Genomic DNA, 14812 nt, shown 5'->3' on the forward strand with positions numbered 1-14812 from the left:
ACGCAATTCACCGGGGACATTCCTGATTCATCCCCGGGATGCGGGAGAGGAGTGTCCCCGCCCAACGCTCCGCGGAACCCCCCGCATCGCCCCGGGTCCCCGGTTGCCGGCACCCTCGCAACGGGGCGCGCCGTGGGCGGAGCAGGCCGAAGGAGGAGGGCGGAGTGAGGTTAAGCGCAGCCGTGCGGATCCATCGCACGGCGAGCCACGAACGGAGCCCCCTCCGAGGCCGCGGAGCCGATCAAGGGCGCCCTCGCGTCGGAGCGCAGCCGTGCGGGTTCACCGCACGGCGAGCCACGAACGAAGTCCCCCCTCCGAGGCGGCGGAGCCGATCCCGGGCACCCTGCGATGTGCCTCAGCGCAGCATCTCGAGGAACGCCTGGATCCGGATCTTCGTCCGGCCGTCGAGGGGTCCCGGTTCGTCGCCCTCCAGCGTGAGGACCGGCAGGTCGACCTCCTCGCGGAGCAGGATGTCCTCGATCTGCCGGAAGCAGAACGACTGGACGTAGTGGACCACCCCGCGCGCTTGCCGTCGGGCGACTTCCCCGCGAATGTCCTTGAGACGCTCGAAGAAGGAGTAGGGGTAGGTGTATTCCCGGTACTGCTCGGTGAGCGACCGCGTGGCCTGCGGCATCGCGAACTGCCGCTGCACCTCGTTCAAAACCGCCCGCCCCCCCGCCTCCTCGAAGAAGGCGTGCAGCCCCGAGGTGATCGGCGGGACGCCGACGAAGGCGATCGGGACCAGGTCGCGCCGGGCCGGCCGGCGCCGCGCTTCGGCGAGGAAGGCGAGGGCCCTGCGCTCGTACCCTTCCGGGTCCCCTTCGAAGTCCGAGCAGGAAACGAGCCACAGGTGGTTCTCCTCTCCCGTCACCTTCCCCTCCCGCCAGGTCAGCCGGTCGATCTCGAGGGCCGCCTGGCGGACGGCGTCGAGCTTTTTCTTCTCGGTCTCCGCGCGGGCCATCGTCGTGCCGAACCGGCGGGCCATCTTCCGGATTTCGAGGGAAAGGGCCCGGGGGTCCCGGTCGTACGGGAAAGCGAAGGGGGTGACGTTCACCCCCCGGTACTGGAGCACCTCCATGAGCGCCTGGGTGAAGCTGCAGTCTCCCCGGGAGACGGCGATCACGTCGGTTACGCCGTGCGTGCGGACGACCCCGTAGATCCCCTTGACCCAGCCGCAGCTGTTCCGCGGGAAGCCGTCGGCTTCGGCGAGCCGGACATACCGGGAGGGGTCGGGCGAGGCGATGAAGAGGTTGTTGAGGTCGACGGGGGTGTGCCCCGCGGCGTACAGGACCTCGACCGGGATCGTGGTGGTGAAGCCGACGCGCGTGATGTCAGTCCCCTCGGATGAAGAGGAAGTAGATCAGAACGGCCACGACCAGGACCGAGCCGATCACGAACACCCCCATGTTCATATCCAGGGAGGTCCTCCCCTCGCCGAGCCTCGAGTATCGGACGACGGCCACCAGAGCTGCCACGCCGAAGAGGGAAAGAGCCAGGAACCGCCACCGCATGAAGAGGGAGATCAGGAAAAGCGCGCCGGCGGCGAACATGACCCGGGGATCGGACGCGATCTGCAGGATATGCGTATCGATCAGGAAATCGACGATTCCGCGCAAGGCTTCCCTCCTTTTCCGGTCGTTTGGTTGACAAGGATACGATAGCGTCTTAAGGTAGGAAAATCAAAGAATTAGGGGGGGGTGTGGATCGGCCGGTCGGGGTGTTCGATTCGGGAGTGGGAGGATTGACCGTCCTCCGCGAACTGGCGAGGGCCCTTCCCGGCGAGCGGTTTCTCTACCTCGGGGATACGGCCCGGGTCCCGTACGGGACCAAATCGGGGGAGACCGTCACCCGGTATTCCATCGAGATCGCCAACTACCTCATCACGCATCACGACATCAAGATGCTCGTGGTGGCGTGCAACACGGCTTCGTCCCTCGCCCTGCCCGTTCTCCGGAAGATCTACAAGATTCCCGTGGTGGGGATGGTGGACCCTTGCGTGCGCCGCGCCGCCTCTTTGCCGCACAGGGAGAGGATCGGAGTAATCGGGACCGCCGGCACGATTCGTTCGGGAGCGTACGAGCAGGCGATTCGCGCCGCCGTTCCCGCCGCCCGCGTCGTCAGCGTGCCGTGTCCCCTCCTTGTCGCCCTGGCGGAGGAAGGGTGGGTCGAAACGGCGGTGACGCGTTCCGTGATCGCCGAATACCTCGCGCCATACCGGTCGGATCCTCCGGACTCCCTCATCCTCGGGTGCACCCATTACCCCGTGCTCAAGAACTCGATCCGGGAATTCCTGGGCGGGAACACGGTGCTGATCGACTCCGGGGAGGAGTCGGCGCGTGTCGTGGATATCCTCCTTTCGGAGGGAGAAATGAAGGGGGACGGGAAGCGGCCCGGGGTTGTTTTCCTGGTCACCGACGATCCGGAGCGCTTCCGGAGCGTGGGAGAGTCGTTCTTCGGAGAAAAGATAGATCCCGTGGAGAAGGTTTCCCTGTGACCGGGCGCAACTTCCCCCCGGCTTCCGCCGAAACGTGTGGAGGGGTGTTCCGGTCCGGCCCGCCCGGGGCCGGCACCGGGAAAAGGAACGAGGTGTAACCGAACATGGGGACGTCGAAGTTCCGCGTGCTTTCGGGGTTCAATCAAAACTTCCGATACAAGGGAAAGACCTATCACATCCAGACCGAAGACAGCGGCCGGGGCAACGCGGCGATCATGACCCACGTCTATCTCGGCGGGGTGATCCTGTCCACCGCCCGGCAGACGTACCATGATCTGCTCTCCCTGCCGGACTGGGAAAACCTCCTCCGCGAACGGATGAAGGTGCAGCACCTCGGGGAGATCCGCAAATTGTTCTCCGGAACCTTCGAGCCGCAGGTGGGAAACCCGGCGGGCGATGATTGAGGCGTTCCGCGTCGGCGCCGTCTCGCGGGGGCGGACCCTCTGGGAGGGGCTTGACCTTGCCGCGGGGGACGGCGAGATCTGGGTCGTAACCGGCCCCCCTGCCTGCGGGAAGACGCTCCTGATGCGGATTCTGCGCGGGGAGAGGCGGCCCGACTCCGGGGATGTCGTCGCGGGGGGGGAGTCCCTGTACCGGGGAAGCCCGGGACATAACCTGCGCTTTCGCGCCTTTTCGGGTATGGTGCCGGAATATCTCCCCGTCCCGCCGGGAAGGACCGTGGGGGACCTCTTTCGCCTCTCCGCGCTCGCCGCGGGGGGTGTGGTTGCCGCGGAGAGAACGAGGCGGATGGAGGAACTGCTCGCGATCGTGGGGCTTCCCGGGGTGGAGGGAGCGGAGGTTTCGTCCCTCTCGGCATCGGAGCGGGCCAGGGCCGCGCTCGCGGTGGAACTTTTCCGGAGCCCGAAGTATCTCTTTCTCGATATGCTTCTTGCCAACGCGGGAAGGGAGTGGGAGGAAAGGCTCTGGGGCTTGTTCCGGGCGCTGGCCAAGGAGGAGAAAACGATTCTCCTGATGGAGCGCCGCCTGCCCGACCGGTGGCAGGGGGCGAAGGAAATCCTCTCCCTGTCCGCGGGGCCCTTTACCTGGTCCCGGATGGCCGCTTTTCCGCCGCAGCGGCAAGGCGCGCCTGCGGCCCCCGCCCCGTCGGGCGTCCCGGGAGACCGGCCCGGTGGAGAGGCCGGGGGGGACGGGACGCCGGGGCAGGACGGGCCGGCCCGGGAAGCGACGAAGGGGGAGGAATGAGCGGTCCCTCGCTGTGGTGGATCGACTGGAGCCTGCACGGGAAACCGATGCGGCGGGAGACCGTCGGCCGGTTCCTGCTCTGTTTTTTCGTGGCCTCGTATTTCCTGGCGATGCTTCTGTCGGGGGGGGGCAACCGGTTTCTCTCCGCGCAGTACACGATGACCGTCATCCTGCGCGGAGGCGTCCCCGACGAGGAGGGGGAAGGTATCGGGGGGAAGGTCGCCGCGTTGCCCCAGGTCCGGGAGGCGAATTACCGGAACCCGGAACAGGCATGGAAGGAGTTCCTTGCGGCCTACCCGGGGCTCGAATCGGTTCGGAGCGCCGGGAAGAACCCCCTTCCGGGGTATGTGGAGATACGCCTTCGGCCCGGGGGGATGTCCGAAGAGGGGATCGGGGGAGTCCGGGATGCGATCGAGCCCCTTCCCCAGGTCGAGAAGATCCTTTCGGGCGGGGACGTCATGGCGAGCCTCCTGCGGATGAAGCGGTGGGCCAACGCCGTTCTCTGGGGCGGCTTCGCCCTGGCGTGCGTCGTGTTCGCGATCGTTCTCGGGATGCAGGAGAAGGCCCGGGCGGCCAGGCTTGCCCCCGAAGTCTCCTTCCTCGCGGACAGGGGGGTTCCGGGAGGAAGGATCGCCGCGAGGCGGGCCGCCGGCGCGTTCGTCGCCGGGGGGCTGCTCGCCTTTCTTGCCGCCGGCGCGTCCTGCGCCGCTATGTTCTTCCTGTCCGGCCGCTTCTCTTTCGTGCGCGTCGCGGTGGGCCCCGCGCAGGAGTTGCAGGACGCGCGGGTTGCCCTTCCCGCGGCCCTGTTCCTTCTGTCCGCCGCGATTCTCCAGGCGCTGGCCTCTCTTGCCGGGTGGCGCGCGGCTTTTCCCAAGGGAAGATGACGGTTTTCCGCGCGCCGGCGAAATCCGCTCTCTGCGCGGCGTTGATCGCCGCCCTTCTGTTCGTCCCGGGCTTCGCCTCCGCGGGAAGTACGCAGACCCGGCTCGGCAAAGAGAAGGCGCGTCTTACCGAGTTGCGCAAAAAGGCGGAGAAGGCGGCGGCCGAGCTCGACGAAACCCTGGAGCGCGAGCAGTCGGCGCGCCACAAGGTGGACGACATCCGGAAGCGGCTTGCCCGCCAGCGGATCCTCATCGCGCGGATCGACCGGAAGCTTTCCGAGCTTGCCCGGGAAATGGAGAAGGCCGAATCGGAGGTCCGCGCCATCGAGGAGGAGCGGGCGAGCACGCAGCAGCGGCTGGATCGGGCGGCGGTCCTTGCCTTTCGCGGGGAGAGGGACCACGCGGGACTGGTCCCCGCGGAGGCGCGCGGAGAGCGGCTTCGGTACTTCGCGAGGCGGGTGATCGCCTCGGAGGCGCAGAGGGCCGGCCGCCTCACGACCGAAAAGGAGGAGAAAGAGAACGCGCTCTCCGGAATCGAGCGCAAGGTCGAGTTGTCGGAGAAGAGGATCTCCCGGGAAAAGAGGGTGGGGGAGTCGCTCCAGTCGGAGCGGAAGAAGGAGGCGGGGCGGCTCGCGGGGATCCAGGCCCAGAAGGAAAAGAAGGAGAAGGAGCTCAAGGCCCTCCGCGCTCGCGTGGCGAGGATGGAGGCGCTCGTCACGCGGATCGAGCGTCAGGTGCGGGAGGCGGAGCGACGGCGTCCCCGGAAAGGGAAAGGGGAAGGCCCCGCGCGCTTCTCGGCCGTCCCGGGGGGGCTGGTCGCGCCCGTCCGGGGGAAGGTCGTGGGCCCCTTCGGAACGGTCCGGGACCCTGTCTTCGACGTCGACGTGGAGAACCACGGCGTGGAGATCGAAGCCCCTTCCGGATCGCCGATCCGCGCTATCGGGAAAGGGAATGTCGTCTTTTCCGGCACGGTTTCCGGATTCGGCAAGGTGCTCATCATCCAGCACGGCACCGGCCTCTTCTCCGTGTACGGAAAGGCGGAATCGTTCAGCGTCGCCCAGGACCAGGTCGTCGCGCCGGGGCAGAACATCGGCCGCCTTCCCGAGAGCCCCGGCGGGAAATCGGTGCTATACTTGGAACTCAGGGCCGCAGGGACCGCCATCGATCCCACGGCGGTGATCCCCCTTTCCCGATAAGGCGTGGACACCATGCCATACATTCCACGAGGTCAAGGAGGAGGTTCATGAAGGGGAGGAAATGGTGGGGCCCCGCGGCCGTCATCTTCGTGTTTCTCCTGGGGTTCATCTCCGGAGACATCACCTCGCACCGCTACATGGCCCAGGCGAACGTCGTATACGAAAAGCTGAAAATCTTCGGGGACGTCCTCTCCGCCGTCCAGACCAGCTACGTCGAGGAGCCGGACATGGACAAACTCGTGGAGGGGGCCATCAAGGGGATGCTTCAGAACCTCGACCCCCACAGTTCCTACCTGACCCCGGACATGATGAAGCAGATGGAGGTCGAGACGAAGGGGATGTTCGGGGGCCTGGGGATCGAGATCGGCATCAAGGACAGCATCCTCACCGTCATCTCCCCGATCGAGGACACGCCGGCGTTCCGCGAGGGGTTGAAGGCGGGCGACAAGATCGTGAAGATCGAGAACGAATCCACCAAGGAGATGACCGTGATGGACGCGGTCAAGCGTCTCCGGGGAGAGCCCGGGACGAAGGTGACGATCTGGATCGCCCGGGAGGGGTTCACGGAACCCAGGGCATTCACCATCACGCGCGACATCATCAAGATCAAGAGCGTGAAGACGAAAGACATGGGGGACGGGATCGGCTACATCAGGCTCCTCCAGTTCCAGCAGGACACCGACGACGAGCTGGAAAAGGCGCTCGAGGCGCAGAAGAAGGAGAAGAACGGGATGCGAGGCCTGGTGCTCGATCTGCGCAACAACCCGGGAGGGTTGCTGGACCAGGCGGTGAAGGTGGCGGACAAGTTCATCGAGTCGGGGCTCATCGTCTACACCGACGGGCGCATCGAGGCCCAGAAATACAAATACTCGGCCCACCGGGAAAAAACGTACAGCGGATTCCCGATCGTCGTCCTGGTGAACGCCGGTTCGGCCTCCGCGTCGGAGATCGTCGCGGGCGCGCTCCAGGACCACGGGCGCGCGGTCCTGCTGGGAACGCCGACGTTCGGCAAAGGGTCCGTCCAGACGATCATCCCGCTGGAGGACGGATCGGCCCTCCGGCTCACCACGGCCCGGTACTTCACCCCCAACGGGCGGTCCATCCAGGCGAAGGGGATCGAGCCGGATATCGTCGTGCGCGACGGACGGGATCCCGTCGCGGGGGCGCATCCCGGTCCGATCCGGGAGAAGGACATCGAGCGACACCTGCGAGGCGATGGGGAGGAAGGGACCCAGGAGACTCCCGAGGGGGAACCCCCTCCCGCCAAAGAGATCAGGATGAAGAAGGAGCTGCCGGGGGAGGAGAAGCCCGGCAAGGATTCCGCCGCCCCGGCCCTGGAGAAAAAGAAGGGCGAGGAGAAGGACGGCCAGCTTGAGCGGGCCGTGGAGCTGCTGAAAGGGTGGGAGATCTTCAAGACCCGCTTCATCGACAAGGCGAAGGCGTCCTGACGCGGTCCGGTTCCAGGGAAGGATGAAGCGCCGAACGTCCGAAAGGGGAGAGAGGAACGCCGGGAAGCGGTGGCGATGGGGGCCGCTGATGCTCGGGGCGTTTCTCGCGGGGCTTTTCACCATCGGCGCGGCGATTCTCATGCCCGGGGGGGAAAACAGGACCGGGGCATTCTCCCCGGCGCGGGAAGATCCCTCCGCCGTTCCCGCCGCGCCCGGCGGAGGCGCACAAAACGTCCCGGCGTCCCGGCAGCCGTTACCGCCGGGCGGCGCGATTCGGGGGGAGGGAACGCCGCCGCGCCTCGCGATCGTGGTGGACGATTGCGGGTACGACCCCACAAGAGACGCCGAGTGGCTGAAATTCCCCGAAAAAATCACGCTGTCGGTCATCCCCTTCGGTCCCTCCTCACGCCGGCTTGCGCAATCCGCACACGAGCGCGGCTTCGGGGTGCTGATTAACGTGCCGATGGAGCCCGAAGGGAGCGTTTCCGACCGGACGGAGGGGTTTCGGCTTCGCAGGGGGATGAGGGGGGAGGAAATGGAGACTCTGCTCGGCAGGATGATCGAGGAGAACCCCTGGGCAACGGGCGCCAGCAACCACATGGGCTCCGCCTTCACCGCCGACCTGGAATCGATGACGACGTTTGTCTCCCTCCTCAAGGGCAAGGGGCTGTTCCTCCTGGACAGCATGACCACCTCGCGGTCGGTTGCGGTCAGGGCCGCCCTCCAGGCGGGGATCCCGGTGGCGCGGCGCGACGTCTTTCTCGACGCGGACATGGCGCCGGAGGAGATGCGCGTGCAGTGGAAGAAGACGATAGCGATCGCCAAGGAAAAGGGGACGGCCGTCCTCCTCTGCCAAGGGAGGGAGGATTCTCTTCGGACGATGCTCGACCTCGTCCCGGACCTGGAGGCCGAAGGAGTGCGGGCCGTGACGCTCACCGAGCTGCTTTCGCCGGTGCGGTCGCTGTGAGCAAGGGACCTTCGGGCCCCCTCTTTCCTCCCGTCCCCTCCTCCGGCGCGGAAGATTCCTCGCGGAGAGTCGTGAGCGTTTCCGAGCTGACCGCGGGCATCAAGGGCTGCCTCGAAGGGACGTTCCGGTTCGTCCGCGTGGAAGGGGAGGTGTCGAACCACAAGCTGTCCCCTTCCGGGCACCGGTACTTTTCTCTCAAGGACGAGGGGGCCCAGATCCGAGTCGTCCTCTTCCGGGGCAGGGAGCGGTTCGTCTACGGAGAGATCCGGGACGGCCAGGTCGCGGTCGTCACGGGATCCGTGGGCGTCTACGAGAAGAAGGGGGAGTATCAGCTGTACGCCCAGTCCGTCGAGATGCGCGGACTGGGAAGCCTGCTCCTCGAGCTCGAGAAGAGGAAGGCGAGGCTCGCCGCCGAGGGACTGTTCGCCCCCGAGAGAAAGAGGCCCCTTCCCCGGTTTCCGGCCCGCATCGGGATCGTGACCTCGCGGGAGGGGGCGGCCCTGCGGGACATGATCCGCATTGCCCGGCGCAGGTGGCCCCCGATCGGGATCACGCTCGCCCCGGCGCTGGTGCAGGGGGAGAGCGCCGCCGTGGACATCGCGCAGGCGATCGAGGTCCTTGCCGCGCACGGCGGGGTCGACCTGATCATCGTGGGCCGGGGGGGGGGCTCGGTGGAGGACCTCTGGGCGTTCAACGAGGAGGCGGTCGTAAGGGCGATCGCGGCCTCTCCCGTTCCGACGATCAGCGCCGTCGGGCATGAAACCGACTTCACCCTCGCGGATCTGGCCGCGGATCACCGGGCGGCGACGCCCACGGCCGCCGCGCAGATGGCCGTACCCGACAGGGCGGAACTCCGGGATCGCGTCGCGAACCTGTCGATGCGCCTCCGGAAGACGGAGCAGTACCGGAGAGAGACGCTTCGCCGCGAGTGGCGGATCGCGGTGGGAGCCCTGTCCGACCCGCGCCCCCTCCTCCAGGCGCGGCGGTACGCGGTCGTGGAACGGACCGACGCGCTCGGGGAGGTGTTGCGCGGCGCGATGCGGGGATGGAGAGAGACGGTGGCGGCCCTCGCCGGATCCGTGCGCCTCCATTCCCCCGCCGCCTGGGTCTCCCGGAGACGGGGGGATCTCGCGCTCCTCGCGGAGCGGGCGGCACGCCAATCGGACGCCAGGCGCGCGGGGTATCGGCGCGCGATCGAGGTCCTTGCGGGAAAACTCGCGGCCCTCGACCCGACGTCGGTCCTGAGCAGGGGATACGCCATCGCGACGCACCGGGGCACGGGTCGCGCGGTACGGTCTTCCTCCGAAGTAGCCCCGGGAGACGCGGTCGACGTCCGGGTGGCCGACGGGGCGTTCGGCGCGGTGGTGGAGGGGAAGAAAGGATGAGGACGACGACCCTCGCCCTTCTTTTTCTCGTTCTCCTTTTTCCCCTTCCCGCCCCGGGGGGCGGGGACGTGCCGGTAGCCGCGGCGGCGGGCGCGTTCCCGGTCCGGCTTTCCGCCGGGCAGCCGGCCCAGGGAGATTTGCTGGTCGTGGAGGCGACGCCCCCGCCCGGGGCGGACAACGTCGTCATGGTCTGGAAGGGACGGGAGATCCCGATGCGGGAGGAAGGGGCGGGGCGCTTCCTGGGACTGGTCGGGGTTGATCTTCTGGAGCCGCCGGGGACCGCCGTTCTTTCCGTCCGGGGGTCGCAGGAAGGCGAAACCTTCCGGGTCGAGTCGCGGATCGAGGTCCGCAAAGGGACCTTTCCGGTGCAGGAACTCACCCTGCCCAAATCGATGACGCAGTTCGACGCCGCGACCCTCGAACGGATCAGCCGGGAGGCGAGGGCGTTGGAGGAGCGGTTCTCCCGCGTCTTCTCCCCTCCCGCCTGGAGTTTCCCGTTTCTCCCGCCGGTGGCGGAGTACCGGCCAAAGGGGTTCGGCGTCCGCAGGCTCATCAACGGCGAGCCCCGCAGCCCCCATGCCGGAGTGGACGTGGATCTCCCGGCGGGGACGCCCGTCGTGGCGATCGCGGACGGGGCCGTGACGTTTGCGGGGGAGCAGTTCTTCGGCGGGAACTCGGTGGTGCTGGACCACGGGGGAGGCCTCTTCAGCATCTATTACCATCTGCAGGATATCGCCGTCTCCGAGGGACGGAAGGTCGCCCGCGGGGAGAGGATCGGCGCGGTCGGTGCGAGCGGGCGGGCAACGGGGCCCCACCTCCACTTCGGCGTCCGGGCCGCGGGGGGGCGGATCGACCCGTCGCTCCTTTTTTCCCTTCCATCGCGTTGACCGTTTCCCGGCGCAGCCAATATAATGAATCGTTACTGGGGGGGAGCATGCCGGCGAAGGGGAAAGAGCACACCTTTGAAGAGGCCCTGAAGAGCCTGGAAAATGTCGTCGCGAAGCTCGAATCGGGCGAGACGAACCTCGAGGAGTCGATCCGGCTCTTCGAGGAGGGGATGAGGTTGTCCGTCCTCTGCCAGAAGCGGCTCGACGACGCCGACAAGAAGATCGAGACGCTGTTGCGGAAACCGGGCGGGGTCGTCACCGGGACGGAAGACGAGGCAAGCATTCTCGGGGATGAGGAGTGACGTGCAGGCTACCGGGGATCCCGTCGGCGCGGTCCGGTTCGTGCGGTTGACATCCCTTGTCGAGGAGAGCCTGCTCGGTTTCCTCTCCCCGGACGTGTGCCCCATCCCGGTTCTCCTGCGGGAGGCCATGGAGTACGCCCTGACCTCGGGAGGAAAGCGGATCCGGCCGGCGGTGCTCCTCTCGTCGGGGACCGCCGTGGGGGGGGAAGAGATGGACCTGCTCCCGTTCGCGTGCGCGGTGGAATATGTGCACACCTATTCGCTGATCCACGATGACCTGCCGGCGATGGACGACGACGATTTCCGGAGGGGGCGCCCCGCCTGCCACAAGGCGTTCGGCGAGGCGGCGGCGATCCTGGCGGGCGACGCCCTTCTGACCGAGGCGTTCCGGGTCATGGGGGAATCCCCTCTGGCGGGCAAGGACCCGGCGAAGGCGGTCCGGGCTTCGGCGCTGCTGGCGCGCGCGGCAGGCGCCTCCGGGATGGCGGGGGGCCAGATGATGGACCTTCGCCCCGACGCCGGGGAAGGGCAGCCCGTGCCGGGGGGAGGGAAGGCGGCGACCATCGAGGCGATCGACCTGAAAAAGACGGCGGCCCTCCTTTCCGCCGCGGCCGCGATGGGGGGGATCCTGGGCGGCGGGACCGGCGAGCAGGTGGAGGCTCTTTCCCGCTACGGGAGAGCGCTGGGACTTCTGTTCCAGATCACGGACGACATCCTGGACGAGACGGGAAGCTTCGAGGAGTTGGGGAAAGCGGTCGCCAAGGACCGGCAGCGGGGGAAACTCACCTACCCCGCCGCCCTGGGGATGGCGGAGGCCGCCGCGAGGGCGGAATCCCTCCGCCGGGAATCGCTTCTGGCCCTCTCGCCGTTCGGCGGAGAGGCGGAGATCCTCCGGGAGATCGTCCGGATGGTGGCCACAAGGAGATCATGAGTTGACCCCGCAGGGACTGCTTTCGACGATTCATTCCCCGGAGGACCTGAAGAAGGTCCCGAAGGAGAGACTCCCGGAGGTCGCCGCGGAAATCCGCGAGATGATCGTCCACAGCGTCGCGGCCAGCGGAGGGCACCTCGCGTCGAGCCTGGGCGTCGTCGAGCTGACCCTGGCTCTCCACTACGTCTTCTCGTGCCCGCGCGACCGGATCGTCTGGGACGTCGGCCACCAGGCGTACGCGCACAAGATCCTCACGGGGAGGAGGGATGTCTTCCCCACCCTTCGCACCTACGGGGGGATCTCCGGCTTCCCGCGGATCGCGGAGAGTCCGTGCGACGCCTTCGGGACGGGGCACTCCGGCACGTCGATCTCCTCCGCGCTGGGCCTTGCCGTGGCGAGGGACCTGAAAAGCGAGAGCCACAAGGTCATCGCGATGATCGGCGACGGGTCGCTCACCTCCGGGCTCGCGCTCGAGGGGCTCAACCAGGCCGGACACCAGAAGCGGGACCTCATCGTGATCCTGAACGACAACGAGTGGTCCATCTCCCAGAACGTGGGAGCCCTCTCGGGGTACCTCAACCGGATGATGACGGGCAGGTTCTACACCTCCTTCCGGAAGCGCGTCGAGATGTTCCTCAAGTCGATGCCCCACGGGAAGATGCTCGCCCGGATCGGGAAAAGGGCCGAGGAGCTCACCAAGGGGTTTATCGTCCCGGGGCTGCTCTTCGAGGAGCTCGGATTCACGTATGTCGGCCCGATCTCCGGACACAACCTCGACGACCTCGTGGGGACATTCCTGAACCTGGAGAACCTCGAGGGGCCCATCCTCGTTCACGTGGTGACCGAGAAGGGGAAAGGATACCCGCCGGCGGAAGCCAACCCCGAACGGTTCCACGGCGTGGGCGCGTTCGACCCCGTGACGGGGAACGGCGCGGGGAAGGAAACGCTCCCCACGTACACGGATGTTTTCGGGGACGCCATTCTGGGGATCGGCAGGGAGAATCCGAACGTGGTGGCGATCACCGCGGCCATGTGCGGCGGGACGGGTCTCGTCAAGTTCCGCGAGGCCTTCCCGAACCGGTTCTTCGACGTCGGCATCGCCGAGGCGCACGCGGTCACCTTCGCCGCGGGGCTCGCCCGGGAGGGGAAGATCCCCGTGGTCGCGGTCTACTCGACATTCCTCCAGCGCGCCTACGACCAGATCGTCCACGACGTGTGCCTGCAGAACCTTCCCGTCGTCTTCGCCGTCGACCGGGGCGGGATCGTCGGCGCGGACGGGGCGACGCACCAGGGGCTTTTCGACCTCACGTACCTGCGCCACATCCCGAACATGTCGCTGATGGCGCCAAGGAACGAGGCGGAGCTGGTCCGGATGCTCCGGACCGCCGTCTCCGCCGGCCGGCCCGCCGCCATCCGGTACCCCCGGGGAGCCGCCGCGGGGGTTGCCATTCCCGCGGACCCCGAACCCGTCCCTTGGGGAAAAGCGGAGCTGCTCGCCGACGGGAAGGAGATCCTCCTCCTCGCCATCGGTTCGACGGTGGCGACGTCCCTGTCCGCCGCCGGGGAACTCCGGAAGTGGGGGATCTCGGCCGCCGTGGTGGACGCCTGTTTCGTCAAGCCGATGGACGCCGATCTCATCGTTCCCCTCGCTCAGCGCATCGGACGGGTGCTGACGGTCGAGGAGAACATGCTCGCGGGGGGGTTCGGCAGCGCCGTTCTCGAAATGCTCGAGGAGCACGACGTGCACCTCCAGGGGTTCCGCCGGATCGGGGTGCGGGACACCTTCGTGGAGCATGGATCGCAGGCCGAGCTGCGCGCGGCGTGCGGTCTTTCCGACGACGCGGTGGTCGCGGAGGCGGTGCGCCTCTGTTCCCAGGGGCGGCATCTGCTTCCGTCGATCTTCAACGGCATCCGGTCCCGGCTCGCGAAGATCGTCTGATCTTGGGCTCCGGGAAGGACCGGCCCGCCGGGAAACGGGGCGCGCGGAACCGCCTGGATGCGGAACTGGTGAACCGGGGGCTTGCGGAGACCCGTGCGAAAGCGCAGGGCTTCATCCTCGCCGGACGCGTGCTCGTCGGGGGGAAGGTCGTCACGAAATGCGGAACCCCCGCGGAACCCGGCCAGGAGATTCTCCTCGCCCCCGCCCCCCGGCCGTTCGTGTCGCGGGGCGGCGAGAAGCTCGCAGGGGCGCTTGACGATTTTTCCTTGTCCGTTTCGGGGGCCGTGGCGCTGGACATCGGGGCGTCCACCGGAGGCTTCACCGATTGCCTCCTCCGGCGCGGCGCGGCGATGGTCTACGCGGTCGACGTGGGCAAATCCCTCCTGGACGACTCCCTCCGGCGCGACCCGAGGGTCGTCGTTTTCGAGGGGGTGAATTTCCGGCACCCCCCGGCCGATCTCCTTCCGCAGAAGGTTTCCCTTGCCACGGTGGATGTCTCCTTTATCTCGCTTCGGCACATCCTCCCTCCGCTGTGCGCGTTCCTGCTGCCCGGCGCCCTGGTCCTCGCCCTGGTCAAGCCCCAGTTCGAGGCGGGAAAGGGCTCGGTCGGGAAGGGCGGGGTGGTCCGTGACGAGGAGACGAGACGGAACGCCGTGCGCGCCGTCGCGGAAGCAGCCCGGGAGGCCGGGTATGTCGTCGGCGGGGAGGCCGAAAGCCGCGTGAAGGGTCCCAAGGGAAACAGGGAGGTGTTTCTCCGGATGCGATGGCCGTAGGCGTCGCGCCGCTTTCTCCCAAGGCGCCCCTTTCGCGGCGATTCCGCGAAACGGGGCCGGGCGCGAAAAACAGGTCCTGCGCGAGGCGTCCCTCCCCCCTTTCGCCGGGACACCCGGGGAAGAATAGGCTTGACGTACAGGAAAATGGAATGTAATTTTTGTTCTCAGGAGTACTATTTAGCATAATTGAGATATAATTTTGTGTCCCCTCGCCGGGGCGCGAACGAGGTGAAACATGAAACGATGGGGCGTGAGGTGTTCGGTTCTGGCGGTTCTTTGCGCGACCCTCTTCCTTCCGGCCGCGATCTCCGCGCAGGCGGGCCCGGCCGCCGCGAACGCGGATCAATACCGGGAAGGGCTCGTTCACGCCGTCGTCAAGGGGGACACGCTTTGGGATCTCTCCGCG

At 67.4% G+C, this 14812-nt stretch carries 15 protein-coding genes; 13 read left to right on the top strand and 2 right to left on the bottom strand.

The features are described from left to right. Positions 1–355: 355 nt before the first annotated feature. Together VJ307_06790 and VJ307_06795 are read right to left on the bottom strand one after the other, a co-directional pair. A complete protein-coding gene (locus VJ307_06790; GenBank protein HJX73848.1) occupies positions 356–1330 on the bottom strand; it encodes a 2-hydroxyacyl-CoA dehydratase in 975 nt (324 codons plus the stop codon). 1 nt (position 1331) lies between these two features. Further along, positions 1332–1616 carry a hypothetical protein gene (locus tag VJ307_06795; GenBank protein HJX73849.1) on the bottom strand — a complete coding sequence of 95 codons (285 nt, stop codon included), beginning with the start codon at positions 1614–1616 and terminating at the stop codon, positions 1332–1334. A gap of 83 nt (positions 1617–1699) precedes the next feature. On the opposite strand from VJ307_06795, the gene murI reads away from it, so the two are divergent. The 13 genes from murI to VJ307_06860 all read left to right on the top strand — a co-directional run bounded on the left by murI (position 1700) and on the right by VJ307_06860 (position 14406). Then, positions 1700–2494: a glutamate racemase gene (gene murI / locus VJ307_06800; GenBank protein ID HJX73850.1), complete on the top strand. Its 795-nt coding sequence runs from the start codon at positions 1700–1702 to the stop codon at positions 2492–2494. A 104-nt stretch (positions 2495–2598) separates the two neighbouring features. Next, the gene (locus VJ307_06805) at positions 2599–2898 is read left to right on the top strand and encodes a hypothetical protein (protein HJX73851.1); all 300 of its coding nucleotides are present in this window, start codon (positions 2599–2601) and stop codon (positions 2896–2898) included. After that, a complete protein-coding gene (locus VJ307_06810; GenBank protein ID HJX73852.1) occupies positions 2891–3697 on the top strand; it encodes an ATP-binding cassette domain-containing protein in 807 nt (268 codons plus the stop codon). Before VJ307_06805 ends, VJ307_06810 begins: the two co-directional genes overlap by 8 nt. Next, on the top strand, positions 3694–4581 hold the full coding sequence (locus VJ307_06815; protein ID HJX73853.1) for a permease-like cell division protein FtsX: 888 nt from the start codon (positions 3694–3696) through the stop codon (positions 4579–4581). The genes VJ307_06810 and VJ307_06815 overlap by 4 nt, the downstream gene beginning before the upstream one ends. Then, positions 4578–5774, top strand: a complete 1197-nt coding sequence (locus VJ307_06820; protein HJX73854.1) for a peptidoglycan DD-metalloendopeptidase family protein — start codon at positions 4578–4580, stop codon at positions 5772–5774. Before VJ307_06815 ends, VJ307_06820 begins: the two co-directional genes overlap by 4 nt. Positions 5775–5821: 47 nt before the next feature. After that, a complete protein-coding gene (locus tag VJ307_06825; protein HJX73855.1) occupies positions 5822–7222 on the top strand; it encodes a S41 family peptidase in 1401 nt (466 codons plus the stop codon). A 22-nt stretch (positions 7223–7244) separates the two neighbouring features. Then, positions 7245–8189, top strand: coding sequence for a divergent polysaccharide deacetylase family protein (locus VJ307_06830; GenBank protein HJX73856.1), 945 nt, complete (start codon positions 7245–7247; stop codon positions 8187–8189). A 71-nt stretch (positions 8190–8260) separates the two neighbouring features. After that, positions 8261–9574: an exodeoxyribonuclease VII large subunit gene (gene xseA, locus VJ307_06835; protein ID HJX73857.1), complete on the top strand. Its 1314-nt coding sequence runs from the start codon at positions 8261–8263 to the stop codon at positions 9572–9574. After that, complete coding sequence (locus VJ307_06840) at positions 9571–10461, top strand: M23 family metallopeptidase (protein ID HJX73858.1); 891 nt, start codon at positions 9571–9573, stop codon at positions 10459–10461. The genes xseA and VJ307_06840 overlap by 4 nt, the downstream gene beginning before the upstream one ends. 47 nt (positions 10462–10508) lie before the next feature. Further along, positions 10509–10763 carry an exodeoxyribonuclease VII small subunit gene (xseB, locus tag VJ307_06845; protein HJX73859.1) on the top strand — a complete coding sequence of 85 codons (255 nt, stop codon included), beginning with the start codon at positions 10509–10511 and terminating at the stop codon, positions 10761–10763. Between the two features lies 1 nt (position 10764). Beyond that, complete coding sequence (locus tag VJ307_06850) at positions 10765–11694, top strand: farnesyl diphosphate synthase (protein HJX73860.1); 930 nt, start codon at positions 10765–10767, stop codon at positions 11692–11694. 1 nt (position 11695) lies between these two features. Next, the gene (gene dxs, locus VJ307_06855; GenBank protein ID HJX73861.1) at positions 11696–13633 is read left to right on the top strand and encodes a 1-deoxy-D-xylulose-5-phosphate synthase; all 1938 of its coding nucleotides are present in this window, start codon (positions 11696–11698) and stop codon (positions 13631–13633) included. Between the two features lie 2 nt (positions 13634–13635). Further along, the gene (locus VJ307_06860) at positions 13636–14406 is read left to right on the top strand and encodes a TlyA family RNA methyltransferase (protein HJX73862.1); all 771 of its coding nucleotides are present in this window, start codon (positions 13636–13638) and stop codon (positions 14404–14406) included. The last annotated feature ends 406 nt before the right edge of the window (positions 14407–14812 follow it).

It is taken from the genome of Candidatus Deferrimicrobiaceae bacterium, from assembly GCA_035256765.1.
Classification (GTDB): Bacteria; Desulfobacterota; Deferrimicrobia; order Deferrimicrobiales; family Deferrimicrobiaceae; genus CSP1-8.